Raw genomic sequence first — 25239 nt, forward strand, 5'->3', positions numbered from 1 at the left:
GGCCCGCTCATGGCGACCCGCCGTGTACCGTTGCAACGCATCAGTTTGTGGGTAACGATCTGGGTATTACCCATGCCCAGAAGGTCCGTTACCCATGTCGCTCTCCGACTTCGCTTGTAAAAACGCCAAGCCTAAAGACAAGCCGTATCGCCTTGCTGATGGTGACGGGCTCTATCTCGTCGTCCAAAAAGGCGGCTCGAAGCTCTGGCAGCTGCGTTATCGCTATCTGCAAAAGGAAAACATCCTCTCCTTTGGCAAGTACCCGCTTGTCTCGCTTCTCGACGCGAGAGTGAGGCGGGACAATGCCAAGAGATTGCTGATCGCCGGCATCAATCCTTCCGCCAAGCGTAAGGAGGAGAAGGTTGTGGCTCTCACAGAAGCGCGCACCACCTTCGGGCTGATCGCCGAGGAATACATCACACGGATGAAGGAACGGGACGCCGCGGCGGCCACGGTGACCAAAACCGAATGGCTCCTCGAAGACTTGGCCAGCCCTCTCACCAAGCGTCCCATCCGAGAGATCACTCCGGCAGAGATTCTCCATATCCTTCAGAAAATCGAGAAAAGCGGCCGACGGGAATCGGCTAGGCGTCTACGTGGGGTCATCGGCAGTGTCTTCCGGCTGGCGATTGTCACCCTGCGGGCCGAGACCGATCCCACCCTGGCGCTCCAGGGTGCACTCCAGGCGCCGAAAGCCAACGGCCGTGCGGCGATTACCGATGAAAAGAAATTTGGCCAGCTCCTCGGGGCGATCGATGAGTACGACGGCTGGCCAACCCTCAAAGCCGCCCTGCAGTTCCTTGCCCTTACCTGCGTCCGTCCCGGAGAGGTGCGGGGCGCGACCCGCGGCGAGTTCGACCGAGATAAGGCTGTCTGGCGCATCCCGGCCGAACGTATGAAGATGCGTGCTCCACATGACGTGCCGCTATCCAAACAGGCGCTTCGGGTCTTGGAAGAGATCTGGCCGCTCTCCGAGCACGGCGGCCTGGTCTTCCCTTCGATCCGTTCGACCAGGCGTCCGCTTTCCGAGAACTCCATGAATTCCGCGCTGCGGCGTATGGGCTACGGCAAGGACGAAGTGACCGCGCATGGCTTCCGGGTCACCGCCAGCACCATCCTCAACGCCAACAATCACGATCCAGACGTGATTGAGGCGGTGCTAGCGCATCAAGATAAGAACACGATCCGGCGGACCTACAACCGCGCCACCTATTGGGAGCAGCGGGTGACTCTGATGCAGGAGTGGGCAGATTTGCTAGACGCGCTCAAGGCGAACCATTAGTCGTAAGCATCATTCGCGCCTCAACCGCCGTAGCACCTGACATCAACTGCTGCGGCGAAGCGGGCGTCGCAGCGATATTTGAGGTCTTCGCGCCGCCCGCCATCGGTCAGATCCGAACCTGCCCCGCCTGCGAAACGGACGGCCTATCTGCTGCTTGTTCATCCGCGAAGGCTTCCTTCCCCTTTTCGGCCCAGAGTGCTCGTGCATGTTCACCTTGATCGCTCTTGAGCTTATCGGCCATCCAGAGCATCGCTCCATAGATGATGGCACGATCATCGGCGGTCAGATCAACAATGCCTGCCTTGACGACGAGACCGCCGAGCTCGATCAGATGTCGGGTGCGCTTGCGGCGCTCGACCTGCCAGCCGCGCATGTCATTGCGAGCCAGAGCCCCTTGTCGGCGATTGTATGTTGCCCGGTTGCGCTGGAGTGCCGCGAACGTCGCGCTGAGATGCCGGAGCAGTTCGCCGGGACCCACTCTCGAAAAACATCACCCCACGCTTGGCCCATGCCTCACGTTTTGCGGTGTCCTTCGTTTCAGCGATTGCGACCAGCGCGCCGGCCAGTTCTTCGGTGCTGAGTTGATCGGCGCCGGTGGCGATCACCAGTTCACCGAGTTGCTGTACCTTCCGCGTTTTGAGCTCTCGCGCCTTTTCTTCCAACGCCCTCAGTTCCGCGTCGAGGTTACGTGGTTTACGCATGTGCTGGTCTCCATCGATTGTCGATGCGCCGATGATAGGGGAGCGCCTGCCGGAAGGCTTCATGGTTGCCGAGACAGCCCGGGACGGGCTGGTCCATCCCGAGAATTTTTCGAGGGAGGGCGCGCTTATACGTCGTGCCGACGTGCGCTTTGACGTGCAAATAGTTTGGTCGCGATGGCGATCTATCATCTTCATGTCAAAGTCATTGGCCGCAAGGCAGGGAGCAGCGCCGTGGCGTCGGCCGCCTACCGGTCGGCTTCTCGGCTGCGCGACGAGCGGATCGAACGCACTCATGACTTCTCGGCCAAGCGTGGCGTCGTCCATTCCGAGGTCCTGCTGCCGGAGAATGCGCTGGACGCCTGGAGCGACCGCGAACGGCTGTGGAACGACGTTGAGGCCTTCGAGATGCGCAAGGATGCGCAACTGGCTCGTGAGGTGGAGTTTGCCCTGCCTCGCGAACTGAGCCAGGCGCAAGGCATCGAGTTGGCGCGCGATTTCGTACAGGCGGACTTTGTCAGCCGAGGCATGGTCGCCGATCTCAATGTGCATTGGGACAGGGCAGAGGATGGCAGTCTCAAACCTCATGCCCATGTCATGCTCACCATGCGGTCCGTGGACGAGAATGGTTTTGGGGCGAAGGTGCGCGACTGGAACAAGACGGAGCTGGTCGAGCGCTGGCGGGAGCGATGGGCCGAGCTTGCCAATGAGCGCCTGGCCGAACTCGACATAGACACCCGCATAGACCATCGTAGTCTGGAAACGCAGGGCATTGCCTTGGAGCCGCAGACCCAGATCGGTGCTCCGGCCCAGCGCATTGAAGGCAGCGGCCTCGACGCTGCCGGCATTGAAGCAGATCGCGCTGAGCTGCATCGCGAGATCGCGCGCAACAACGGCGCACGCATCGTCGCCGATCCATCCGTGGCGCTGGATGCCATTACGCATCAGCAATCGACCTTTACCCGAAAGGACATTGCGAAGTTTGCGCATCGCCACAGCGATGGAATTGACCAGTTCGACGATGTCATGGGGGCCATCAGGAGAGCGCCCGATCTTGTCGAACTCGGCAAGGATAGACGCGGCGAAGATCGCTTCACCACGCGGCAAATGATCGAGACCGAACAGCGCCTGTATCGCGCGGCAGAACGCATGGCCGGTGAGGGACAGCATGCGGTGAGTGATCGGGATCGCGAGGGCGCTCTGGCGCGTGTCAGGCAGCGTGGCCTTGCATTGTCGGTCGAGCAGGGCGATGCACTGGATCACGTCATCGATGGCCGCGGTCTTGGTGTCGTTGTCGGCTTTGCAGGCACCGGCAAGAGCGCCATGCTGGGTATTGCGCGCCAGGCTTGGGCAGCCGCGGGTTATGAGGTTCGAGGCGCGGCACTCTCCGGTATCGCCGCCGAGAATCTCGAAAGCGGTTCCGGCATCCCGTCGCGCACCATCGCTAGCATGGAACATGGCTGGGGACAGGGCCGCGATCTGCTTACCGCGCGCGACATCCTGGTGATCGATGAAGCCGGCATGGTCGGCACGCGCCAGTTGGAGCGCGTGCTCTCCCATGCGGCGGACGCCGGCGCAAAGGTCGTGCTTGTCGGTGATCCGCAGCAGTTGCAGGCGATCGAAGCCGGTGCTGCATTCCGCTCCATCCATGAGCGTCATGGCGGCGTCGAGATCGGTCAGGTGCGCCGGCAGCGCAAGAACTGGCAGCGTGACGCCACGCGCGATCTGGCAACCGGCAGGATCGGCGCTGCGCTCGACGCCTATGACGCGCAAGGTATGGTGCATCAGGCTGCGACGCGTGAGGAGGCGCGCCGAGATCTGGTCGAGCGCTGGGATCGCAATCGGCAGACAGAGCCCGAGGCGAGCCGAATCATTCTCACCCACACAAACGACGAGGTGCGCGCGCTCAACAAATCAGCGCGCGAGCGTATGCGTGCTGCCGGAGATCTCGGCGACGAAGTTCACGTCGATGTGGAACGCGGTGCAAGAAGCTTCGCCAGCGGCGACCGCGTCATGTTCCTGCGCAACGAGCGGTCGCTCGGTGTCAAGAACGGCACGCTCGGCGTGATCGAAGAGCTCAGCATCCAGAGCATGGCAGTGCGCACCGACGACGGCAGATCTGTGCGCTTTGACCTGAAGGACTATGCCCACATCGACCACGGCTATGCCGCGACCATTCATAAGGCACAGGGTATGACGATCGACCGCACGCATGTGCTGGCGACGCCAGGCATGGACGCGCATGGTAGCTACGTCTCCATGTCGCGACATCGAGACGGGATGGACCTGCACTACGGCAGCGATGATTTTGCGACCCGCGAACGGCTCGTCCGGACGCTGTCACGCGACCGCGCCAAGGACATGGCGTCGGATTACGACCAGATCCACCCGGCGCAGAGCTATGCCGAGCGGCGCGGGATCAGCTTCCGACAGCGTGTGGTCGAGATCGTGCGCCGGATCTTTCCCGAGAAGCTTCGCGACCGGATCGACGGGCTGCTCGACGGGTTGCGCTCGCCCGCCGACGCTGAGCCCGGTCGGGACCGTGGGCATCAGCCGGGAAGAGAAGACGGGCGAGCGCAAAACGGCGATGCCGCACCTGGAAGAGAAGCTTCCTCCAGAGGAGCGCAGCGCGAGGCGGATACGCCGGTGGATCCGGAAGCGGCGTTGCGCAGCGCTCGTACGAAGGCGCTTGTGCGCCACGCGCGCGCACTCGACGCTGCTATCAGCAGCGGAAAGGCGGGCGGGCAGGTCAGCCCCGAGCAGATGCGCGAGTTGAAAGATGCGCGCAACGCTTTCGAGAAGGTTCGGCCGCATGGCTGGCGCGATGCCGAAGCGGCGTACGTCAAGAATCCCGAGCTGGTGCGCGAAGCCGGAGCCGGTCGCGTCAACCGCATCGTGCGCGCTCTCCAGCTTGAAACGGAAATCCGCACCGATCCGGGCCGCCGGGCCGACCGTTTCGTAGAAGATTGGCAAAAGCTAAAAAGGACAAGCCAGCGCCAATACGAGGCCGGCGATATGTCCGGCTACAGGTCAACGCGCTCGGCCATGTCCGACATGGCCACGAGTCTCGAGCGCGATCCGCAACTGGAATCGCTGCTTGCCAATCATAAGAAGGCGCTTGGCATCCAGGTCGAATCCGGCCGGCGCCTGGGCGCGGAACTCGCGTTCAGCCACGGCATTGGCAGGGGACGCGGCATCGGGCTATAGCACCCCTCCGATTTGCCGCCGTTTCCACGTCACCTTACGATAAAGCGGCAATCCGTCTTGCGTGGCGTGCCTCCCCGTTCTGTTTGACCATAAGGTATCAGAAGCATCCAGCAGGAGGCAGGCCAGCCATGCAAGAACCCGACCGTATCATCCGCCTCACGACCGTCCTTTCCCGAACCGGCCTTTCCCGCTCCACCCTCTACCGCAAGATCGCCGAAGGCACGTTCCCTGCCCAGTTGAAAATCAGTGTCAACGGCGCTGGATGGCGCGAGTCCGATATCAATCGATGGGTAGAGAATCCCGTATCGTGGATGCCGAGGCGAGAAGGTGGTGAAATCCGATAAATCCGGATGTGAGATGGAAAAGTAATAGCATTCATTGTATCATGGCGCCAATTTCTGTGGAAAAGTGAAGTGAAACCATTGGCAACGTTTTGCTTGGGTAATTTTGTGGGTATCGACTATTCGTCATATTGAAAATTTGTTAATAATTTCAAATACATAGACCATTAGCTCGAATCCGCCTCTGGCACCATCAACTTCAGGTTGCGCATCCCTGCACCTAAACCTTTGTTTTCGTACTCGACTCCGTTAACCGGAACCGAACCGGCGCTTGAGGCGCGTGAGGTCGCGACCGCATTCTGGCTACGCCCACCTTGCCAATGAAAACACCTGACTCTTTCCCGCTGGCTGTTGCGCAGAAAGAGGCAACCAGTGTCTGCCCTCCGCGTTGGTCATCATGTTCAGTCGGGAAGATTCGATGCCGCTCACCGCTTTTGCCTTGAATTGCACACTCAAGACGCCTCGGGACGATGACGAGTCCTCGACCGATCGAATGCTTGCTGAGTTGACCAAGGCCTTGGCGGCACATGACGTCGGATGCGAAACGGCACGTGCGCTCGCCCACAACATCAAGCCCGGCGTGCTCTCCGACATGGGCGAAGGCGACGACTGGCCGACGCTGCGGGAAAAGATCCTGGCCGCCGACATCTTCATCCTTGGCCTGCCAATCTGGATGGGGCAGCCGTCGAGCGTCGCCAAGCGCGTGATGGAGCGGATGGACGCTTTCCTGTCCGAGACCGACGAGAGCGGACGCATGCCGGCTGCCGGCAAGGTCGCGCTGGTGGCGATCGTCGGCAACGAGGATGGCGCACACCACTGCCATGCCGAGTGCTATCAGGCGCTCAACGATGTCGGGTTCACCGTTCCCGCCAATGGCGGCGTGTACTGGGTTGGAGAAGCGATGGGCGACGTCAACTTCGTCGATCTTCCCGGGACACCGGAGAAAGTGGTCAGAATGATCAAGATGGCGGCCTCCAATGCCGCTCATCTGGCCGGGCTCTTCAAGACCCAAAACTATGTCGGCGTGCCTGCCGGCGATTAATGTCTCTCCTATCGCCCGATCAGCGTCAGCCCGAACAGGATGATCAGCCAAAGCCCGGCGGCCGCGACGGCCAGCCGCGGCAACGTGCCGGTCAGATGCATGAACAGCATGGCGATCAGGACAGCCTTCGCAGCGGCGATCGCCAGGTTGAGCGCGACGTTGAAACCGCCCAGATCAAGAAATGACGAGCCTACCGTCAGCGCCAGCAGCGCGAGCAGGCCGAGATAGCCGAAGGTGAGTTTGCGCAGTTCGCTCATCGGTTGATCAGGTAAAGAACGGGGAACATGAACACCCAGATGATGTCGACGAAGTGCCAGTAGAGGCCTGTGGCCACGATCCGGCGCAGGCGGTTGGCGGGGCTGGCTGTCCGCCAGAGCGCGATCATGCCGGCGATGACCACGATGCCGCCGATCAGGTGCAGCGCATGCAGCGACGTCATCGTGAAATAAAGGCCGAAAAAGAATTCGGCATGAACCGGATCCGGCCCGGCATAGCGGAACGGCAGGCCGAGGAGCGGCGCCAGTCCGTCGTGGATCTCCTTGCCGTATTCGATCCCCTTCACGATCAGGAAGCACAGGCCCAGGCCTGAGGTGACGACCAGCGCCCAGACCGTCGCGCGCCAGCGCCTCTGCAACGCAAGCCTGTGCGCCAGCGCCATGGTGAAGCTGCTGGTGATCAGCACTGCCGTGTTGAAGGTGCCAAGCGGCAGCGAAAGGCGTTTCGAGGCGGCCGCGAAGGCAGGGCCGAAATCGATATGGGCGATGAGGAAGACGAGGAAGATCGCGCCGAACAGCATCGCCTCGGAGCCGATGAACACCCACATGGCAAAAGTGTCGGCGCGCCGCTCGCGTTCCGGCGTGTCGAAAGCGACGCTTTCCGTGCCGCTCATCCCGCCGCCTCCTCCCGGTGCGGGCTGAAGCGCTCATGCTCCAGCCCCTTCATGTCATAGGCATAGGCCGGTCGCGTTACGACCGGCATGGTCTCGAAATTATGCGGCGGCGGCGGCGAACCGGTCTGCCATTCGAGCCCGGTGGCGTTCCACGGATTATCGGGCGCCCGGGCGCCGCGAAACAGCGACCAGCCGAGATAGAACGGCGGCATCAGATAGCCGATCGCCAGAACCACCGCGCCGGCCGAGGACAGCACGTTCCAGAACTGGAACTCCGGCGGATAGGTGTGATAGCGGCGCGGCATGCCGTCGAAGCCCAGCACATATTGCGGGAAGAAGGTCAGGTTGAAGCCGATGAAGGTGACGGTCGCCGCAATTCGCGCTGACGTTTCCGAATACATGCGGCCGGTCAGCTTCGGCCACCAGAAATGCAGGCCGGCCATATAGGCGGTCACCATGCCGCCGACCATGATGTAGTGGAAATGCGCGATGACGAAATACGTATCGTGAACATGGACATCGACCGCCAACGCCGCAAGGAAGAGCCCGGCCAATCCGCCGAAGGTGAACAGCGCCAGGAAGAACAACGCATAGAGCATCGGCGCCTCGAAGCTGATCTCGCCCTTGCGCAGCGTGAGGCTCCAGTTGAACACTTTGATCGCCGACGGGATCGCGACGCAGAAGGACAGGAACGAGAACACCACGCCGGCATAGGCCGATTGCCCGCTGACGAACATGTGGTGGCCCCAGACCAGGAAGCCGAAGACGGCGATCGCCATCGACGACATCGCCACCGCCTTGTAGCCAAACAGCGGCCGGCGGCTGAAGCAGGGCAGCACCTCCGACACCACACCCATGCCGGGCAGGATCATGATGTAGACGGCCGGGTGCGAATAGAACCAGAAGAGATGCTGGAAGAGCAGCGGATCGCCGCCGAGAGCGGGATTGAAGATGCCGATGCCGAAGACGCGCTCCAGCACGATCAGGATCAGCGAGGCGGCGAGCACCGGGGTTGCCAGCACCATCACCAGGCTGGTGGCGTAGAGCGTCCAGACGAAGATCGGCAGGCGGAACCAGGTGAGCCCGGGCGCGCGCAACGTGTGCACGGTGACGATGAAGTTGATGCCGGTCATGATCGTCGAGAAGCCGACGATGAAGACACCAAACGCCGCGGTCGAGACCCAACCATTGGCATAAAGGGTCGATAGCGGTGTGTAGAAGGTCCAGCCGGTGTCGACGCCGCCGGCGACCACCGCAAACAGCGCGAACAGGCTGCCGAAGATGAAGACGTACCAGCTGGCGAGGTTGAGCAGCGGGAAGGCAAGGTCGCGCGCGCCGATCATCAGCGGCAACAAGAAATTGCCTAAGGTCGCCGGAATCGACGGGACCAGGAAGAACCAGACCATGATGATGCCGTGCAGCGAGAACAGCCGGTTGTAGACATCGTCGGAGACGAGATCGCCGGCCGGTGTTGCAAGCTCGATGCGCATCAGCACGGCCATGGCGCCGCCGAGGAAGAAGAAGGCTGTCAGCGAGATGAGATAGAGCCACGCGACGCGTTTGTGGTCGGTGGTGAGCAGCCACGCCCGCGGACCGCTCCCCTCCTCCAGATATGTGCCCTGCATCGCCGCGTTGGTCATGGCCTGGCTCCAGCCGTTGGTTGCGGCGAAAGCGACTTCAGATAGGCAAGCAGCATCTGCAGCTCGCCTCCGTCGATGAGGCCGTCGAAGCTCGGCATGACCGGCTCGTAGCCTGCGGCGACCTCCTTCTTCGGGTTGAGAATGGAGTCGCGCAGGTAACGCTCGTCGGCGATCACCGTCTGCTGATTGTCGAGAGCCGCGGGACGGCCAAAGATACCGTCAAGCGACGGCGCCCTCACCTTGCTGCTCGCGCCGTGGCAGCCGGAACAGCCGAGCGCCCGAAACAGCTTCTCGCCGCCTGCGGCGAGTGTCTCGCCTTCGCCCTGGCTGTTCAGCCACGCGGCATATTGCTCGGGCGCCATCGCGGTCACCCAGCCGCCCATTTCCGAATGCTGCGTGCCGCAATATTGGGCGCAGAACAGGTGATAGCGGCCGGGCTGGGTGGCGATGAACCAGAGATGCGTCGTGCGCCCAGGCACGGCATCCTGCTTGATGCGGAAGGCCGGAACGTAGAAGGAGTGGATGACGTCCTGCGCGGCGAGCGACACGACTACGGCCTTGCCGACGGGAACATGCAATTCGTTGATCTCGCGCTGGCCGCCGGGTTGCCTGAACTCCCACATCCACTGTTTGCCCAGCCCGGCGATCTCCAGCGCGTCGGCCGGCGGATGGTCGCGACGAACGAAGAGCGTCGCGCCCCAGCCGAAGAAGATGAAAGCGATGACCAGGCTGGCGATCGTCCAGCTCATTTCCAGCGGCAGGCTGCGGGAACGCTTGCCTGTTCGATCCGCATTTGAGCCGACGCGGTATTTCACAGCGTAGCCGACGACCAGCCCGGTGAGCGCCAGCCCGAGAACGGCAGAAAAAGCAAGCAGTGTGTAGAACAGCGCGTCGACCTGGCCGGCTTCGGAGGAAGCCTCCGGGGGGAAGAAGGGAATGCCGAAGCTCACCTCGCCCTCCCCCAGCCTTGCCATAGCACCGTCACGCCGAGACCGAACAGCGTCGCCAGGCTCGCCACTTTCAGTGCCGCCCAGATCGCTGGCGTGTACTGGCCTTTCGAACTGTCGAAGCCAGCGCAGAGCAGGAAGATGTGATCCGCGATAGACCCGAGCCTGTTCTCCGACGCTTCGATCAGCGCGAGCTGGAGATCACGCGGCGTGAAGGTCAGCGCCGGCAGCACCTGCGAAATTCGGCCCGTTGGGGTAAGCGCGATAACCGCTATCGGATGAACGAACTGATCGATGCCCTTGCGCCGGTCGAACGTGATGCCGGCCTCTTTAGCCAGCGCCGCGCCGGCGCCATCGCTGCTGGTCAGGAAGCGCCAGGCAGCCAGGCTTGCCGGACCGGCTGCGGAAGCGATTTCTTCTTGCGCCGTGATTGCGTCGGCCGGTGTCTCCCCGGAATCGATCGAGATGAACAGCGCGCGGTAATCCGCCGGGCGAAGCGATGTCTTGTTCAGGTCGGAGGCGACGGCCTGCTGGGTGACGCCGCACAGGTTCGGGCATTTGTCGTAGCCGAAGATGACCAGCGCCGGATGGCCGCCCAGCGTTTCGCGAAGCGTCTGCTTCCGGCCTCTGGCGTCGATCAATTCGCGGTCCAGCGTCAGCTGCGCACCGAGCTTCGGATCGAATGTCGGTCGCTCGGCGGCAAGGGCCGCCCCGACAACCAACAGACAAAGCGCGGCTAACAGGCTTCTCATCGCCCTGCCTCGCCACTTTGCTGCTGGCAATTCTGGGCCTGGGGTGTGCGGGGAACTGCAGCCGCGAGCAGGCTGCAATCGCCAGGTTCCGGGGCTGCGGTGTCGGGCTGGGACCAATCCGGCAAGCCGTTGCTGACCACTGCCCACATCGCGTCGTCGATCGGAATGCGAGCGATACCGGCCGTGCGGTCGACCCAGCCGAGCATTTTCAGCTGGCGATCCTCCTCGGCGCGGAAGCTGACAAGATCCTGCCTTGGCGCGCTCTGCAAATCAGGAGCTTCCGGACTGGCGTTCTCGGGTTGCGGCAGCCAGCTTGGCGTGGTGTTGAAAAGGACCTTCATGCAGAGCGCGGCCAAGGCCAGAAACACCAACAGCCCGCCGCCGAAAGCGAGCAGCACAAGCGGCTGGACATCGCGCGTCTCGGGATGGCGGCGAGCTTTAGCCATGGGCGGCCTCCCGCTTCCACCAGACGATCGTGTTCGGCCGGCGGAGCAGGAAAAGGAAGACTGCCAACCAAAGGCCTCCAACGCAGGTCCAGGCGGCAATGTCGTGCCAGAATCCGAACGGACCACCGGCGAAGAGCGGTGGTCGAATGCGCCAGAACACATCGGCGAGATGGCCGGCCAGAACTATGCCCGCCAGCCAGATCAGGCCGTCATGGCTTCGCTTGAGCTGCCGGCTGAGCGAGCTCGCGAACACAGCCGCCTGCAAGGCAACCAGCAGCCACAGCAGATACTGCCAGCCGCCGGTGGCGCGGACGATGTACCAGTGGATCTCGTCCGGAAGGTCACCACCCCAAACGACGATCCACTGCATGAAGGCGAGATAGATCCAAATCAGCACCAAGCCGAACTGCATATTGGCGAGATCTTCGCTCAATGCGACATCTTCCTCGCCGCCGGGCAAGACCTCGACCGCCCGCCTCGCCGCCAGCACGAGGACGGCAAGCGCGAATGCCCCGACCACTTCGGCCGCCGCCTCGCAAAGCGCGTAGATGGTCGAGGTGAATTCCGGCTCGAGGGACAGCATCCAGTCGATCGCAAAGACGCTGACAGCAAGCGCGTGGAGGATTAGGCCGAAAACATATTTCCTGCCCTTGCCGGTCTTTGCGGAATCCTCCGCAGTCGGGCCTACCATCATCCAGGCGAGAACGAGCCAGATCGCGGCGCAGACGGCGAAGCGCAGCAGGAAGAACGGCACGTTGAGATAGGCGAGCTTCTCGCGAACCTTCTCCGGCAACATCGCGGAGTCGGCCCCGGCCCAAGGAATGACCAGATCGAGCCTCATCAGCACCGGCAGGAGCAAGATCAGCGCAAGCGGAAGCATCGCGATCATGATCCGCAACGGCTGACGGACCGCCTCGCCCCAGCGGCCGCCGGTCAGCCCATGCACCATCAGGATCGTCAGCGCGCCGAGTGGAAAGCTGAGCGCAAATATGGCTGCGGCCAGCCAGGCGCCCAGCATTGCCTTGGCGTCGAGCGACACTCCGAGCGCGCACAGGACAAGTCCCGCAATGCCGGCGGCCAGAAAACCCTGCTCAAGGCGGCTCATGGCGAGGCCTCCGCTTCGAGGCGTGCGCGCAAGGCCTGTGGAAGTTCGGCGACGGGTGCGTCGCGCGAATATTGCAGGGCGCGGATGTAGACGACGATCGCCCAGCGGTCCCGCGGCGGCACCCGCGCCGCGTAGGAATACATGGCGCCATAGCCGTTGGTGATGACGTCGTAGAAGTGCCGGTCCGAAGCCTTGCGCAGCCCATCCTGATGGTAGCTCGGCGGAGCCGGGAAACCGCGCTGGACGATCATGCCGTGACCGTCGCCGGTGCGGCCGTGGCAGGGGGAGCAGAAGATATCGAAACGCTGCTGGCCGCGCTGCAGCAGCTCGATCGTGATCGGATAGGGTATCCGCTGCGGGGTCGGCGCCAAATCGGCGTCGCGCGTGACCGTGCCCGCCACTGGCGTGCGCGCAGACATGCCGTCGGCGAACTGGTTGCTCGCCTCCAGCGGATCGTATCGCGGCTGGTCCTCCATGTCCTGCCGGCAGCCGGCGATGGCCAGCGCACCTAGCATGAGCGTGAGGCTGAGGCGGCTCACGCCTCGACCTCCTCGACCGTTTCGGCGCCGAGCCGCGTCAGCTGGCCCCTGGTCACGCCCTTGCGGTATTGCGGATCGGCCGCTTCGATCAGCAGATAGAACCTGCCGCCGCGCGCATAGCTGAAGCTCTCGGCGTTGAAGACCGGATGATGGTAGCGGGGCAGGCCGTTGGCCGCGAGCAGGCCCAGAAAGCCGGAAAAGGCGGCGCCGAGGATGCCGGCCTCGAAAGCGATGACGACGAAAGGCGGCCAGGAATGCAGCGGCCTGCCGCCGACATTGATGGGATAGTCGACTTCGACGGAATACCGGATCAGCGCATAGACGAGAGCAGCACCTGCAATACCGCCGGCGAGCACGACCCAAGGCAGGCGCGTCTTCGGGATCTCCAGTATCCCGTCCAGCTCCTTCATCGGAAAGGGCGAGAACGCATCCATGCGACGATAGCCGCGCTCGCGCATGCCGCGCGCGGCCTCAACGAGCGCTTCGGGATCGGCAAACGCCGCCATGAGACCGTAGAGGCTCATCTGAGCTTGCCCTCTTCTTCGGCCAACTCCTCGACTTCGAAGATGGTGATCGCCGGCAGGATGCGGATGAACAGGAAGACGAGCGCGAAGAAGGTGCCGATCGAGCCAAACAGGACGCCGAAATCGAGCCAGGTCAGCGACTGCTCGCCCCAGGCGGACGACAGGTAATCGCGGCTCGGCCCCGTCACGACGATGATGTAGCGCTCGATCCACATGCCGATGTTGATGGCGACGGCGATCGCGAACAGCAGCCGCATATTGCGGCGGATGCGCCTGAACCACAGCAGCTGCAGCACGCCGCAGTTCAGGCCGAGCATTGTCCAGAACAGCGGCGCATAGGGACCCAGAGCGCGCTGCGCCATCATGGCGCGTTCATAGGGCTCGCCCGAATACCAGGCGAAGAATGCTTCCGAGACATAGCCATAGGCGACGACCATGCCGGCGGCGATCATCAGCTTGGCGGCATTGTCCATGTGACGCGGCGTGATCAGGTCCTCGACCGAGAAGGCCCAGCGCAGCGGAATGGCGATGGTAAGCACCATGGCGAAGCCCGAGAGCAGCGCGCCGGCGACGAAATAGGGCGGGAAGATCGTCGAGTGGTAGCCGGGCGTGATCGCGAAGGTGAAGTCGAGCGAGACGATCGAATGCACCGAAACGACCAGCGGCGTGGCCAGGGCCGCGAGCAGGAAATAGACGGTCTGGTAGCGCGACCAATGATAGGCCGAGCCGCGCCAGCCGAGCGCCAATATGCCGTAGAAGAGCTGCGCCGGTCTCGACCTTGCGCGGTCGCGCAGCACCGCCAGGTCGGGCAGCAGGCCCATGTACCAGAACAGCAGCGAGACGGTCGCGTAGGTTGCGATCGCGGCGAAATCCCAGACCAGGGGACTGCGCCATTGCGGCCAGTGCATGTGCACATTGGGCAGCGGCAGAAGCCAATAGAAAAACCACGGACGGCCGAGATGCAGGATCGGGAACAGCCCCGCCATCGCGACCGCGAACAGGGTCATGGCTTCGGCGAAACGGTTGATCGAGGCGCGCCATGGCTGTCGTAGCAAAAGCAGCACCGCCGAGATCAAGGTGCCCGCATGGCCTATGCCGATCCACCAGACGAAGTTGGAGATCATCGTGCCCCAGACCACGGGCAAGTTGATGCCGTAGGCGCCGACGCCGACGGAAATCAGATAGGTGATCGAGTAGAGGAAGAACAGGACGAGCAGGAAGCAGAGGAAGAACGCCGTCCAGAAATGGCGCGGCAAGCGGCCGTTGAGCACGATCGAGCCGATGCGCCCGCTGATCTCGGGAAAATCGTGGCGGCCGCGCAGGACGTCCAAGCTGTTCGCGGTCGCCTCAGCCATCGGTCGCCTTGCCCGGCTTGGCAAGCTTGCCGTTCGGATTGGAGATCTTGCCCAGATAGGTGGTGCGCGGCCTTGTGTTCAACTCCTCCAGCAGCGCGTAATTCTGCGGCGCGCTTTTCTCGCGGACGACCTTTGCGTCTTTCCTGTTGCGATCGCCGAAGGTGATGGCCTGGGTCGGACAGGCCTGCTGGCAGGCGGTGACGACTTCACCATCGGCAATGTCGCGATTTTCGATCTGCGCCTGGATGCGCTTGGCGCTGATACGCTGGACGCAGTAGGTGCATTTTTCCATCACGCCGCGCGAGCGCACGCTGACATTGGGGTTATGAACGCCCTGCTCCGGCCCGGCTTCGTCCTTGTCGAATGATTGGTGGTCGAGGAAGTTGAAGCGCCGCACCTTGTAGGGGCAGTTCTGCGAGCAATAGCGCGTGCCGATGCAGCGGTTGTAGACCTGCGCGTTCAGCCCATCATGCGTATGCACGGTTGCGTTGACCGGGCAGACCACTTCGCAAGGCGCCTTCTCGCAATGCATGCATGGCACTGGCTGGAAGAAGGTCTCGGGCGCATCGAGCGGTCCGGCATAGTAGCGATCGACACGAAGCCAATGCATTTCGCGGCCGCGCTCGCATTCGTCCGGCCCCACCGTGGCGATGTTGTTTTCCGCCTGGCAAGCGGAGACGCAGGCCATGCAGCCGATGCAGGCTGAAAGGTCGATCGCCATCGCCCAGGCTTCCTGGTCGTAAGGCCAATCAGGATAAAGCGACTCTGTCGGGTCTGGCGGCGCATCCTTGCGGACGAAATCCGGATCCTGCCGGAACGCATCGAGCGAGGCGTGGCGAACGATGGCACGACCTTCCATCGCCTGATGATGCTGAGTGGTGATGACGCGAGCGCTGTTCTCGCGCGGCGTGATTACAGCACCGGTCGCCATCCATTCCGCCGTGCCGCGCAAAGGGAACGCATCATAGCCTTCCGACAGCGCTGCAACGGAACCGGCCTTGCGCCCGAAGCCGAAGGAGAGCGTTATCGTCTCATCCGGGTGGCCGGGCATGATCCAGGCCGGCGCGTCGACATTCACTCCATTCGACGCGACGTTTATCACCTTGCCATTTGCAATTTTCAGCCGCTCCGCGGTGACGGGCGAGATGAGCGCCGCATTGCCCCAGACGATCTTGGTCAGCGGCCGCGGCAGCTCCTGCAGCCACGACGCATTGGCAAAGCGGCCATCGCGCAGCCACGGATCGGCGACGAACCGTATCTCGATGCCGTCGGCGGCCTTCGCCGCCGGTCTCAAGCCGCCCAGATCAGGCGGCACGGTGACGGATACGGGCCTGGCGGCGCTGTTCGACATGACGCCGTCACGCAACGCCTTCCTCCAGGCATCGTCATCGAGCGCTGCCCAATGCTGCCGGACGATCGCCAGCGGATCGGTCTCGAACTGGCCGCCAAACACGGCTAGCAATTCATGCATGGTCTTGCCATCGTAAAGCGGCTTGATCAGCGGCTGCACAAGCGAGGCGGCGCCGTCATGGGCGCGGATGTCGCTCCAGCTCTCGAGCTCATGCGCCGCCGGCACATGCCAATGCGCCGGGAACGCGGTCTCGTCACGATAGAGCCCGTGATGGACAAGCAGCTTCAGGCTGGAGAATGCCTTATGCGCATCGAGCCTCGCTGGAGCCGTGTGCAGCGGGTTTGCGCCCAGCACCACGACCGTGTCGATCGCGCCATCGCCGATTGCCTCACACAGCGCGGCGAGGTCGCCATCGACCTGCAATGCATCCGGCGGCTCGATCAGCTCGACCGTGTTGCCGAGAGCGCCAAGCTTCGCATTGGCAGACAAAGCGGCGGCTTGAACGAAGGCGCTCTGATGCGCCCCTGCAACGACCAACGCGTTGCGGCCCGCCGCCCTCAGGTCGTCGACCAGCGCCGTCCTCCAGGCCTGGTCGATCGCCGAGCCGGAGCCCCCGGATTGGCCGGCCAAAGCTGCGTTCAATCCGGCAGCCACGGATTCGACTTCACTTGGCTTGATAGCAAGCCGATGGTCGGCGGCAGCCCCGGTTATAGTGGACGTCGATTCCACTACATAGAGCCGGCTCATCCGGTCGTTAGGGCTTCGCACACGCCGGTGCGCGGCAAGGTCTCGGGCATAGGCAAGTCGCCCAGGTCCTTCTCCGAGGAAATCGGCGTCGAGGCTGAGGATCACATCTGCACGGTCGAAGCGATAGATCGGCGTCAGCGACGATCCGAACAGCGCGCGCGAGACTGCCTCTGCGGCTGGCGTTGCCAATGGGTCCTGGCGATAGATTTTCAGCTCGGGATAGCGGACCCGCAACGCATCGATCTGTGCTGCGGCGGTCGGCGATGTCGTAGCCTCAACCAGCAACGCCCCGCCATGCCCTTGCGATGCCGCCCAGCGCGAGACAAGCGCCGCCATGTCCTTGAGGAAATCGCCGTAAGCTGCCGGCTCGCCATCCTTCAGCGGCGTGCGTGAGCGGTCAGGATCGAACAGCGTCAGCACGGCTACCTGCATCACAGCGTCGGTCGCGCCGCGCGACGCCGGATGATCGGGATTGCCCTCAACCTTGGTCGGCCGCCCCTCGTGGCTTTCGACGATGGCGCCAATGCCGAAGCCGTCGCTGGACAGCGTCGTCGCGTAATGGACAGGCTTGCCGGGAACGAGGATTTCCGGCTGGCGCACATAGGGCACGATGCTTTCCGCCCTGCTGCAGGCGGCCAGCCCGGCAAGCGACAGCGAGGCGCCCATCAGCTTCAGCAGCGTGCGCCGGTTCGGCTTTGCCGGCAGACGTTCCGCGATTGCCGGGAATTCGGCCTCGACAAAGCGCCGGAATTCGTCGGTGCCGGCGATCTCGTCCAGGCTGCGCCACATTTCGCCGCCATGCGCCAGCCGCTTGCGCAGAGCCTCGATGTCGATGGCGGGACCAAGTCTGTCGTCAGCGATGGCAGACATAGCAATCCGTCATCGTCTCGGGATGGATGTCGAGCATGCCGATCAGCTGCCGCCTGATCTCATCGATGTCCGCAGGCGGCTGCCAGTGCATCAGGAACACGTCCTGTGGCGGACGCAAATTGGGCTGCGGATTGCGATGGCAGCCTAGGCACCATTCCATGCTCAGCGTGTGCGCTCGCATGGTCAGCGGCATCCGGTCAACCTCGCCATGGCAGGTCTCGCAGGCGACGCCCTTGTTGATGTGGATCGCATGGTTGAAGAAGACGAAGTCGGGCACGCTGTTGACGCGCTGCCATTCGATCGGCTTGCCGCTGGCCAGGCTTGCGCGCACCGGCGCTAGCATATTGGCATTGGTGAAAAGCTGGGAATGGCAGGTCATGCAGATTTCGGTGGCCGGCAGACCCGCCGAAGACGAGGTTTCGACGCCGTTGTGGCAATAGCGGCAGTCGATGCCGAGCTCACCGACATGGTGCTTGTGGCTGAACGGCACCGGCTGCGCCAATGGCTCACCTACTCCCGTTACCAGGTCCGAACGGGGCAGGATTATCCCGATCGCGGCGGCGATCAGCAGAACGGCACAACTTCCCCAGATGACAAAGCGCGCAACGCCATTGGCGTTTTTCGAGAAGATCTGCGGCATCCCCTCGCCGATTCTGCTGAAGGCAAACCCAGGGTTGACGACACCTAACGGCGCTTTCGCCGCGAAAGTTCCGAAGCCGCACAAGGATCACAGAATGGTGACCACAACCGGGAACGGGTCGCGGATTTAATCCGCAACCACAGCCGCCCGCATGCGTTCGCCGGATATCACAATCAGTTTCACGCTGGAAAATGCCATGACCGACGCTGCAAACAACCCCCGTCGTCCTGTGCGCCATCACGGCGTCGCTTATTGGTGGAGAGCGCTGGTCGGGGTGCTGCTGACCATTCTTGGCCTGCTGATCGGCGGCGGCGGCGCCTGGCTGATCGCCCTCGGCGGCTCCTGGTACTATCTGCCGGCTGGCATCGCGTTGCTGCTCGCGGGCATTCTGCTGCTGGCCGGCAACATGGCCGGCGTCTGGCTATATGTGCTGACCTGGCTCGCCACCCTCGCCTGGGCCTATTGGGAGGTCGGTCTCGATGGCTGGGCCCTGATGCCACGCACCCTTGCTCCTACGATCATCCTGATTTTCGTGCTGCTCGCGATGCCCGCCTTCCGCGACCGGACAAGGCGCGGGGGCCGAAACGCAGCCTACGTGACCGGCCTGCTGCTGCCGATCGCTGCGCTGGCGGCGTTCGGCTTCCTGCACGTCAATGCCTCGGCGCAGTCACAACCGGCGCGACCGCCAGCGCCAGCCGCGCAATCCGCGCCGAAGGGGGCGCCGGCGTCGCAGGATGCCGCGATCCATCGGGCCGGCAATGACTGGCCGGTCTACGGCGGCTCGGAACTCGGGACGCGCTATTCGCCACTCGATCAGGTCACGGCGGCCAACGTCGCCAAGCTCACCCGCGTCTGGTCGTTCCACACCGGCGACATGCCGACCGGGGCAACCAAGGACCTCTATTCGCCGGAGAACACGCCACTGGAGATCGGTGGCCATCTCTATGCCTGCTCGGCCAAGGACATTGTCATTTCCGCCGATGCCCGCAGCGGCAAGGAAGAATGGCGCTACGAGCCGAAGGTGCCGGACAACGCGATACCCTACGGCGCCAGTTGCCGGGGCGTCGCCTATTTCGCCGCTCCAGGCGCGAATGCCGACCAGGCCTGCGCCACGAGGATCATCTTCGGAACGCTGGACGCAAGGCTGATCGCCATCGACGCCAAGACAGGAAGACCTTGCTCGGATTTCGGTCAGCAAGGCAGCGTCGATCTCAACCAGGGCATCGGCGAGACGGTGCCTGGCTGGTATTCCATCACGGCGCCGCCAACCATCGTGCGCGGCATCGCCATCGTCGGCGCACAAGTCAAGGACGGCCAGGCCGAGAACGCGCCCTCGGGCGTCGTGCGCGGCTATGACGTCACCACCGGCAAACTGACCTGGGCATGGGATATGGGCCATCCCGATCGCACCGGCGCGCCGTCTCAAGGCGACACCTACACGCGCGGCACGCCGAACATGTGGACCGTCGCCGCCGCCGATCCGCAGCTCGGCTATGTCTACCTGCCGCTCGGCAATGCCGCCGTCGACTATTACGGCGTCGATCGCAAGGGTTTCGAGAACGAGTTAAACTCCTCGATCGTCGCCATCGATGTCACGACGGGCAAGCCGGTCTGGCATTTCCAGACGGTGCATCACGATCTCTGGGACTACGACCTCGGATCGCAGCCGACGCTGGTCGACTTCCCGACGGTGACCGGCAAGATCCCGGCCATCATCGTGCCCAGCAAGCAGGGCCAGATCTATGTGCTCGACCGCAAGACCGGAAAGCCGCTGTTCCCGGTCGAGGAGCGTAAGGCGCCCTCGGGCGGCGTCGAACCGGACAAGCTCTCCAAGACGCAGCCCTATTCCGGCTACGCGCATCTCGACCAGCCGGCGCTGACCGAAAAGGATATGTGGGGCATGAGCCCTCTGGATCAGCTCTACTGCCGCATCCAGTTCCATCGTGCCTCCTATCAGGGCGAGTACACGCCGCCGACAGTCGACCGGCCCTTCATCGAATATCCTGGCTACAATGGCGGCTCGGACTGGGGCAGCATCGCAGTCGACACCGACAACGGCGTGCTGATCGCCAATTACAACGACATGCCGAACTACAACCAGCTCATTGCGCGCCAGAAGGCGGACGAGATGGGCTTCAGGCCGATCGACAAGGGCGGCAGCCCGAAAAAGGTGAAGGATATCGGCGACCCGCAGGCCGGATCGCCCTACGCCATTGCGGTCAATGCCGGCTGGCGCCTATTCACGGGCCTGCTCTGCTCGAAGCCGCCTTATGGCCATATCCGCGCGATCGATCTCAAGACCGGCAGGACGCTGTGGGACGAGCCGCTGGGCAGTGCCGAAAGCAACGGCCCGTTCAGCATCCCCTCGATGCTGCCGCTCACCATCGGAACGCCGAACAATGGCGGTCCGCTGGTGACGGCCGGCGGCCTGATCTTCATCGCCGCGACCACCGACAACAAGCTTCGCGCGATCGACATCAGGAGCGGCAAGGAGGTGTGGCAGGCCGATCTTCCCGCCGGAGGCCAGACGACGCCGATGACGTACGAAGTCGGCGGCAGGCAGTATGTCGTCATCGCGCCCGGCGGCCATCATTTCATGGAAACCAAGGTCGGCGACGAAGTCATCGCCTACGCTCTGCCGGCGGGGTAACAGACGTCGGTTGAGCTAAAGCAGGGGCCTCGAGACCCTTCAGCCCTTCTGGTCGTTGCGGCGCCGCTGCGTCTCTTGTGACGGACCGCCTCTCGGCTCCGCCAGCCGCCGGCTCCGGCGCCTGGCGAGGACATACATCCAGATCAAAATGAGGATCAGAGGGATGCCCGCGATGGGCAGCATCCAAACGCCAAGGTGAAACATGGGTTTCGCCCTGTCAGAGAAAATAGCTGTGCGCGTTCATCGCAGGCGTGCTCAGACGAGCAGTTGCTCGATCCTGATCGGCAGGTCGCGGATACGCTTGCCGGTGGCGTGGTAAACCGCGCTGGCGACGGCAGCGGCCGTGCCGACATTGCCGAGCTCGCCGAGGCCTTTCACGCCGGCGGGATTGACCGCATGGTCGACCTCCGGCACCAGGATCACCTGCAGGTCCTTGATGTCCGCATTGACCGGCACAACGTAGTCTTGCAGGTCGCGATTCACATAGCGCGCGTAGCGCCTGTCGACCTCGGTCGCCTCATGCAACGCCTGACCGATGCCCCAGATCATGCCGCCCATCAACTGGCTGCGCGCCGTGCGGGTGTTCATGATGCGGCCGGCGGCAAAGGCGCCGACGATGCGCGGCACGCGGACTTCCCTGGTATAGCGGTTGATGCGGACTTCGACGAACTCGGCGCCGAAGGCGTATTTCACGGAATCCTCGTCCTGCTCGCCGCCATGGAACTCCGGCGTTCCGGCATAGAGCTTCTTCAGCGCCTCCGGCGTCGCGCCCTTGGGGCGAACTCGGCATATTCCTCGATCGCGCCGACCTGCATGGCTTTCAGGACATCCCCGACCTTGGCCGAGGCGCCGCTCTTCGCCACGATCTTGCCGCCGGCAAGCTCGAGTTCCTCATTATGGGAGCTGGCCAGCGGACCGCCTTCCGCGGTCGCTGCGGCGTAGAGCTTGGTGCGGATAGTGTCGCAGGCCATGAGCACCGCCGAGCACACGCTTGCCGTGGAGATCGACCCGCCCGAGACCGGAGCCGGAGGCAGGCCGCTGTCGCCCATTTCGACGCTGATCTTGTCGATGCTCACACCGAGACGCTCCGACGCCATCTGGCCGGCCACCGTGCGAACGCCTGTGCCGATCTCGTGCGAACCGCATTGCAGCCGCACATCGCCGTCGACCGTCAGGCGCACGCGCGCCGCGCATGGCGCGACGGCCGTTGGATAAATCGCCGTGGCGCAGCCCATGCCGACCAGCCAGTCGCCGTCGCGCATCGCGCCGACCTTCGGATCGCGGTCGGCCCAGCCAAAAGCTTCCGCAGCCTGGTCGTAGCACTGGATCAGCGAACGGCTGGAGAACGGCTTCTTGCCGATCGGCTCCGTCTTGGGCTCGTTGATCCGGCGGAATTCGACAGGATCCATGCCAAGCGCAACGGCCATCTCGTCCATGGCGTTTTCAAGCGCGTAGACATAAGGCGTCTCGGGCGGTGAGCGCATGTAGCCCGGCGTGTTGCGGTCCGCCTGCACCAGCGAGACATGGGTCAGCACCGAGCCATAATCATACATGCGGCCGGTGGCCGACGTGCCGCCGACGACATAGGCGTCCGGGCGCGACGTCACCTCCCAGCCTTCATGCGCGAAGGCGGTGATGCGGCCGTCCTTGCCGGCGCCGATGCGGATGCGGTGCCGGGTTTCGGCCCGATAGGTCTGCGTGCCAAAAGCCTGCATGCGGCTGGCCACGCAGCGCACCGGACGTCCGAGGCGCTTGGCGGCCACCGCCACGATTGCCGTGCGTGGTGTCATCGGCCCCTTCGAGCCGAAGGCCCCGCCGATGAAGGGGCTGACGATGCGCACCTTCGCAGGGTCGATCTTCAACTGCCTTGCCAACTCGACCTTCCAACCGGTCACATTCTGCGACGGCTCGTGAACGGTCAGCTGGTCGCCTTCCCAGAAGGCCGTCGTTGAAAACAGCTCGATCGGATTGTGATGCTGCGTGGGCGTCGAGTAGCGCTGGTCGATCTTGACCGCGGCATCGGCATAGGCCGCATCGAAGTCGCCTGCCTTCACATCTTCCTTGAACAGAGGGCTCTTTCCGGCGGCAGGGATGGTCGCCGTCCCCGGGCTGTCGAAAGTCGCAGTCGGCTTCTCCTCCTCGTACTCGGCGCGGATCAGCCGCGCCGCTTCTTCGGCCGCCTCGAATGTCTCGGCAACCGCGAGCGCGACGATCTGACCGTCATGGAAGATCGTCCTGTCGTGCAGCGGTCCGATAGAAGTCGCGCCGGAATTGCCGAATTTCGGTTTGTCGACCTTGTCCATGTCGCCATAGGTGACGATGTCGAGCAGGCCGGGCACCGCGCGGGCGTCGTCGAGACGAAGCTTCGTCACTTTGCCCTTGGCAATGCTGCTGGTGGCCAGCGCGCCATAGGCAATGTTGGCGGTGGGCAGATCGGCGGGGTAGTGGGCTTGTCCGGTGACTTTCAACCGTGCATCGACGCGCGGCAGCGGTTCGCCCATGTTCTCCTTGGGTCTGGGAGCGGCAGCGTCCATGGTCATACCTTCATGTCTCGGGTTTCAAGCAGTGCCCGCACCAGCGTTCGTTTTCCAAGCTCGATCTTGAATGCGTTGTGCTGGCGCGGTCGGGCTTGGGCGAAGGCGGCGTCGGCCGCCGCTTCCGCCGATGCCTCGTCGAGCTTCTTGCCTTGCAGGCTTTGTTCGGCCGCGCTGGCACGCCAGGGCACGGTCGCCACACCGCCGAGCGCGATGCGTGCCTCGCGCACGGTCTCGCCGTCCAGGTTGAGCGCGACGGCCGCCGAAGCCAGCGCAAAGGCATAGGATTCGCGGTCGCGGATTTTCAGGTAAAGCGAGCGCCGTGCCCACGGGATGGCGGGCACTTCGATCGCAGTGATGATCTCGTCAGCGGCGAGATCGGTTTCGATATGTGGCGTGTCGCCGGGTTGCCGATGCAGCTTGGCGAACGGGATCTTTCGTGCGCCGCGCGAGCCTTCGGCATGGACGACAGCATCGAGCGCGATCAACGCCTGGGCGAAATCGCCATGGTAAGTGGCGATGCATGCATCGCTGGCCCCCAGAACCGCATGCTGCCGGTTGAAGCCCTCCATCGCCGCGCAGCCGGAGCCAGGCACACGCTTGTTGCATTGCCAAGACGTCTCGCGAAAATATTCGCAGCGCGTGCGTTGCAGGATGTTTCCGGCCAGGCTTGCCATGTTGCGGATCTGGCCGCTTGCCGCCAATCGCAAACTGTCGGCAATGACGGGATAGCGCTCCTTGACCTCTCGGTGATCCGCAGCCTCGCCCATACGCACCAGGGCGCCGAAGCGGATGCCGTCATCGGTTACCCGGATTTGCCTCAGTCCATACTCCTTGAGCCGGTTGAGATCAAGCAGGCGGTTGGGTTCCGCCACGCCGAGCTTCATGTAGTCGGCAAGGTTGGTACCCCCCGCGATGAACTGCGCATTGGCTCGCGTGGGTTGATCGTCGTTGGTCGTGAACCGGGACGCGATCGCGACCGCCGCGGAGATGTCGGCAGGCTGTTCATAGACGAACGGACGCATGTCAGGCTCCCTTCGTCTCGTCGCGCGCCTGCAGGATGGCGGCGACGATGTTGGGATAGGCGGCGCAGCGGCAGATATTGCCGCTCATATATTCGCGGATGTCATTCTCGGATTCGGCGTGACCTTCATTGACGCAACCGATCGCCGACAGGATCTGGCCCGGCGTGCAATAGCCGCACTGGAAGGCATCGTGGTCGATGAAGGCCTGCTGCATCGGATGCAGCTTGCCGTCGCTGGAGGCGAGCCCTTCGACCGTCGTGATGTCCTTGCCTTCGTTCATCACGGCGAAGCTCAGGCAAGACAGCACCCGCTTGCCGTCAACCAGCACCGTGCAGGCGCCGCACTGGCCGTGGTCGCAGCCCTTTTTGGTGCCGGTAAGGCCGGCGTGGTCGCGCAACGCGTCGAGCAGGCTGGTTCGGGTGTCGAGCGAAAGTTCATAGGGCTGCTCGTTGATCCTGAGCGACGTTACGACCGGCTGCCTCAACTTTGTTTGGGAGATGACTGGCGCCTCAGCCTGCGCGGTCGATGCTAGCAACGGTGCTGCCGCCGCCGAAACAGTACCTGCCATGAACCTTCTTCGACTGAACCCGTTGTTTGATGCGACTGAAGGCTGGGACATGGCTCGCTCCTGGCTGGCTGGTCTTGTGCGCTAACC

At 63.4% G+C, this 25239-nt stretch carries 21 protein-coding genes and 1 pseudogene; 5 read left to right on the top strand and 17 right to left on the bottom strand.

Annotated features, from left to right (window positions below):
- The first annotated feature begins 94 nt into the window (after window positions 1–94).
- On the top strand, window positions 95–1282 hold the full coding sequence (locus EJ069_RS18720) for an integrase arm-type DNA-binding domain-containing protein (RefSeq protein WP_126062561.1): 1188 nt from the start codon (window positions 95–97) through the stop codon (window positions 1280–1282).
- 106 nt (window positions 1283–1388) lie between these two features.
- Here EJ069_RS18720 and EJ069_RS18725 read toward each other — a convergent pair whose 3' ends face one another.
- Entirely contained in the window at window positions 1389–1655 is a 267-nt protein-coding gene (locus EJ069_RS18725) for a conjugal transfer protein TraD (protein ID WP_126062562.1), read from the bottom strand.
- A 1-nt stretch (window position 1656) separates the two neighbouring features.
- On the bottom strand, window positions 1657–1983 hold the full coding sequence (locus EJ069_RS18730; protein ID WP_126062563.1) for a conjugal transfer protein TraD: 327 nt from the start codon (window positions 1981–1983) through the stop codon (window positions 1657–1659).
- 174 nt (window positions 1984–2157) lie between these two features.
- On the opposite strand from EJ069_RS18730, the gene traA reads away from it, so the two are divergent.
- The 3 genes from traA (at window position 2158) to EJ069_RS18745 (ending at window position 6570) form a co-directional block, all read left to right on the top strand.
- Window positions 2158–5187, top strand: coding sequence for a Ti-type conjugative transfer relaxase TraA (gene traA, locus EJ069_RS18735; protein WP_126062564.1), 3030 nt, complete (start codon window positions 2158–2160; stop codon window positions 5185–5187).
- Between the two features lie 128 nt (window positions 5188–5315).
- Complete coding sequence (locus EJ069_RS18740; protein ID WP_126062565.1) at window positions 5316–5531, top strand: AlpA family phage regulatory protein; 216 nt, start codon at window positions 5316–5318, stop codon at window positions 5529–5531.
- Between the two features lie 415 nt (window positions 5532–5946).
- Window positions 5947–6570, top strand: a complete 624-nt coding sequence (locus EJ069_RS18745) for an NAD(P)H-dependent oxidoreductase (RefSeq protein ID WP_126062566.1) — start codon at window positions 5947–5949, stop codon at window positions 6568–6570.
- Between the two features lie 8 nt (window positions 6571–6578).
- Here the strand turns inward: EJ069_RS18745 and EJ069_RS18750 are convergent, their stop codons facing one another.
- Genes EJ069_RS18750 through EJ069_RS18805 form a run of 12 tightly spaced genes read right to left on the bottom strand, consistent with a single transcriptional unit; the run spans window position 6579 to window position 18375 of the window.
- Window positions 6579–6827 carry a cytochrome C oxidase subunit IV family protein gene (locus EJ069_RS18750; protein WP_126062567.1) on the bottom strand — a complete coding sequence of 83 codons (249 nt, stop codon included), beginning with the start codon at window positions 6825–6827 and terminating at the stop codon, window positions 6579–6581.
- Window positions 6824–7459, bottom strand: a complete 636-nt coding sequence (locus tag EJ069_RS18755; protein WP_126062568.1) for a cytochrome c oxidase subunit 3 — start codon at window positions 7457–7459, stop codon at window positions 6824–6826. The genes EJ069_RS18750 and EJ069_RS18755 overlap by 4 nt, the downstream gene beginning before the upstream one ends.
- Window positions 7456–9099 carry a cbb3-type cytochrome c oxidase subunit I gene (locus tag EJ069_RS18760; protein ID WP_126062569.1) on the bottom strand — a complete coding sequence of 548 codons (1644 nt, stop codon included), beginning with the start codon at window positions 9097–9099 and terminating at the stop codon, window positions 7456–7458. Before EJ069_RS18760 ends, EJ069_RS18755 begins: the two co-directional genes overlap by 4 nt.
- Window positions 9096–10049, bottom strand: coding sequence for a cytochrome c oxidase subunit II (gene coxB / locus EJ069_RS18765; RefSeq protein WP_126062570.1), 954 nt, complete (start codon window positions 10047–10049; stop codon window positions 9096–9098). Before coxB ends, EJ069_RS18760 begins: the two co-directional genes overlap by 4 nt.
- Window positions 10046–10798: an SCO family protein gene (locus tag EJ069_RS18770; protein WP_126062571.1), complete on the bottom strand. Its 753-nt coding sequence runs from the start codon at window positions 10796–10798 to the stop codon at window positions 10046–10048. The genes coxB and EJ069_RS18770 overlap by 4 nt, the downstream gene beginning before the upstream one ends.
- On the bottom strand, window positions 10795–11244 hold the full coding sequence (locus tag EJ069_RS18775) for a hypothetical protein (RefSeq protein WP_126062572.1): 450 nt from the start codon (window positions 11242–11244) through the stop codon (window positions 10795–10797). The genes EJ069_RS18770 and EJ069_RS18775 overlap by 4 nt, the downstream gene beginning before the upstream one ends.
- Entirely contained in the window at window positions 11237–12349 is a 1113-nt protein-coding gene (locus tag EJ069_RS18780) for a hypothetical protein (protein ID WP_126062573.1), read from the bottom strand. Before EJ069_RS18780 ends, EJ069_RS18775 begins: the two co-directional genes overlap by 8 nt.
- The gene (locus tag EJ069_RS18785) at window positions 12346–12888 is read right to left on the bottom strand and encodes a cytochrome c (RefSeq protein ID WP_126062574.1); all 543 of its coding nucleotides are present in this window, start codon (window positions 12886–12888) and stop codon (window positions 12346–12348) included. Before EJ069_RS18785 ends, EJ069_RS18780 begins: the two co-directional genes overlap by 4 nt.
- Window positions 12885–13412, bottom strand: a complete 528-nt coding sequence (locus EJ069_RS18790; protein WP_126062575.1) for a DUF3341 domain-containing protein — start codon at window positions 13410–13412, stop codon at window positions 12885–12887. The genes EJ069_RS18785 and EJ069_RS18790 overlap by 4 nt, the downstream gene beginning before the upstream one ends.
- Entirely contained in the window at window positions 13409–14767 is a 1359-nt protein-coding gene (nrfD, locus tag EJ069_RS18795; RefSeq protein ID WP_126062576.1) for an NrfD/PsrC family molybdoenzyme membrane anchor subunit, read from the bottom strand. Before nrfD ends, EJ069_RS18790 begins: the two co-directional genes overlap by 4 nt.
- A complete protein-coding gene (locus EJ069_RS18800; protein WP_126062577.1) occupies window positions 14760–17735 on the bottom strand; it encodes a TAT-variant-translocated molybdopterin oxidoreductase in 2976 nt (991 codons plus the stop codon). The genes nrfD and EJ069_RS18800 overlap by 8 nt, the downstream gene beginning before the upstream one ends.
- On the bottom strand, window positions 17719–18375 hold the full coding sequence (locus tag EJ069_RS18805) for a cytochrome c3 family protein (protein ID WP_245456177.1): 657 nt from the start codon (window positions 18373–18375) through the stop codon (window positions 17719–17721). The genes EJ069_RS18800 and EJ069_RS18805 overlap by 17 nt, the downstream gene beginning before the upstream one ends.
- A 196-nt stretch (window positions 18376–18571) precedes the next feature.
- Between EJ069_RS18805 and EJ069_RS18810 the strand changes: the two genes are divergently transcribed.
- The gene (locus tag EJ069_RS18810; protein ID WP_126062579.1) at window positions 18572–21025 is read left to right on the top strand and encodes a membrane-bound PQQ-dependent dehydrogenase, glucose/quinate/shikimate family; all 2454 of its coding nucleotides are present in this window, start codon (window positions 18572–18574) and stop codon (window positions 21023–21025) included.
- Between the two features lie 255 nt (window positions 21026–21280).
- Here the strand turns inward: EJ069_RS18810 and EJ069_RS18815 are convergent.
- The 3 genes and pseudogenes from EJ069_RS18815 to EJ069_RS18825 form a co-directional block, all read right to left on the bottom strand.
- A pseudogene (locus tag EJ069_RS18815) lies at window positions 21281–23559 on the bottom strand (xanthine dehydrogenase family protein molybdopterin-binding subunit).
- 2 nt (window positions 23560–23561) lie between these two features.
- Window positions 23562–24584 carry a xanthine dehydrogenase family protein subunit M gene (locus EJ069_RS18820; RefSeq protein ID WP_126062580.1) on the bottom strand — a complete coding sequence of 341 codons (1023 nt, stop codon included), beginning with the start codon at window positions 24582–24584 and terminating at the stop codon, window positions 23562–23564.
- Between the two features lies 1 nt (window position 24585).
- Window positions 24586–25152: a (2Fe-2S)-binding protein gene (locus EJ069_RS18825; protein ID WP_348639328.1), complete on the bottom strand. Its 567-nt coding sequence runs from the start codon at window positions 25150–25152 to the stop codon at window positions 24586–24588.
- Window positions 25153–25239: the final 87 nt, after the last annotated feature.

Origin of the sequence: Mesorhizobium sp. M2A.F.Ca.ET.043.05.1.1 (assembly GCF_003952445.1) — a bacterium.
In the GTDB taxonomy this organism is placed as follows: domain Bacteria; phylum Pseudomonadota; class Alphaproteobacteria; order Rhizobiales; family Rhizobiaceae; genus Mesorhizobium.

What these genes read in the sequence shown, in the direction of transcription:
- EJ069_RS18810 (WP_126062579.1), top strand. Translation starts at nt 18,572, where the DNA reads ATGACCGACGCTGCAAACAACCCCCGTCGTCCTGTGCGCCATCACGGC.
- EJ069_RS18720 (WP_126062561.1), top strand. Translation starts at nt 95, where the DNA reads ATGTCGCTCTCCGACTTCGCTTGTAAAAACGCCAAGCCTAAAGACAAG.
- EJ069_RS18750 (WP_126062567.1), bottom strand. Translation starts at nt 6,827, where the DNA reads ATGAGCGAACTGCGCAAACTCACCTTCGGCTATCTCGGCCTGCTCGCG.
- EJ069_RS18790 (WP_126062575.1), bottom strand. Translation starts at nt 13,412, where the DNA reads ATGAGCCTCTACGGTCTCATGGCGGCGTTTGCCGATCCCGAAGCGCTC.
- EJ069_RS18755 (WP_126062568.1), bottom strand. Translation starts at nt 7,459, where the DNA reads ATGAGCGGCACGGAAAGCGTCGCTTTCGACACGCCGGAACGCGAGCGG.
- EJ069_RS18825 (WP_348639328.1), bottom strand. Translation starts at nt 25,152, where the DNA reads ATGGCAGGTACTGTTTCGGCGGCGGCAGCACCGTTGCTAGCATCGACC.
- EJ069_RS18780 (WP_126062573.1), bottom strand. Translation starts at nt 12,349, where the DNA reads ATGAGCCGCCTTGAGCAGGGTTTTCTGGCCGCCGGCATTGCGGGACTT.
- EJ069_RS18740 (WP_126062565.1), top strand. Translation starts at nt 5,316, where the DNA reads ATGCAAGAACCCGACCGTATCATCCGCCTCACGACCGTCCTTTCCCGA.
- traA (WP_126062564.1), top strand. Translation starts at nt 2,158, where the DNA reads ATGGCGATCTATCATCTTCATGTCAAAGTCATTGGCCGCAAGGCAGGG.
- EJ069_RS18725 (WP_126062562.1), bottom strand. Translation starts at nt 1,655, where the DNA reads ATGCGCGGCTGGCAGGTCGAGCGCCGCAAGCGCACCCGACATCTGATC.
- EJ069_RS18770 (WP_126062571.1), bottom strand. Translation starts at nt 10,798, where the DNA reads ATGAGAAGCCTGTTAGCCGCGCTTTGTCTGTTGGTTGTCGGGGCGGCC.
- EJ069_RS18805 (WP_245456177.1), bottom strand. Translation starts at nt 18,375, where the DNA reads ATGCCGCAGATCTTCTCGAAAAACGCCAATGGCGTTGCGCGCTTTGTC.
- EJ069_RS18730 (WP_126062563.1), bottom strand. Translation starts at nt 1,983, where the DNA reads ATGCGTAAACCACGTAACCTCGACGCGGAACTGAGGGCGTTGGAAGAA.
- EJ069_RS18800 (WP_126062577.1), bottom strand. Translation starts at nt 17,735, where the DNA reads ATGTCTGCCATCGCTGACGACAGACTTGGTCCCGCCATCGACATCGAG.
- EJ069_RS18760 (WP_126062569.1), bottom strand. Translation starts at nt 9,099, where the DNA reads ATGACCAACGCGGCGATGCAGGGCACATATCTGGAGGAGGGGAGCGGT.
- EJ069_RS18775 (WP_126062572.1), bottom strand. Translation starts at nt 11,244, where the DNA reads ATGGCTAAAGCTCGCCGCCATCCCGAGACGCGCGATGTCCAGCCGCTT.
- EJ069_RS18745 (WP_126062566.1), top strand. Translation starts at nt 5,947, where the DNA reads ATGCCGCTCACCGCTTTTGCCTTGAATTGCACACTCAAGACGCCTCGG.
- EJ069_RS18820 (WP_126062580.1), bottom strand. Translation starts at nt 24,584, where the DNA reads ATGCGTCCGTTCGTCTATGAACAGCCTGCCGACATCTCCGCGGCGGTC.
- nrfD (WP_126062576.1), bottom strand. Translation starts at nt 14,767, where the DNA reads ATGGCTGAGGCGACCGCGAACAGCTTGGACGTCCTGCGCGGCCGCCAC.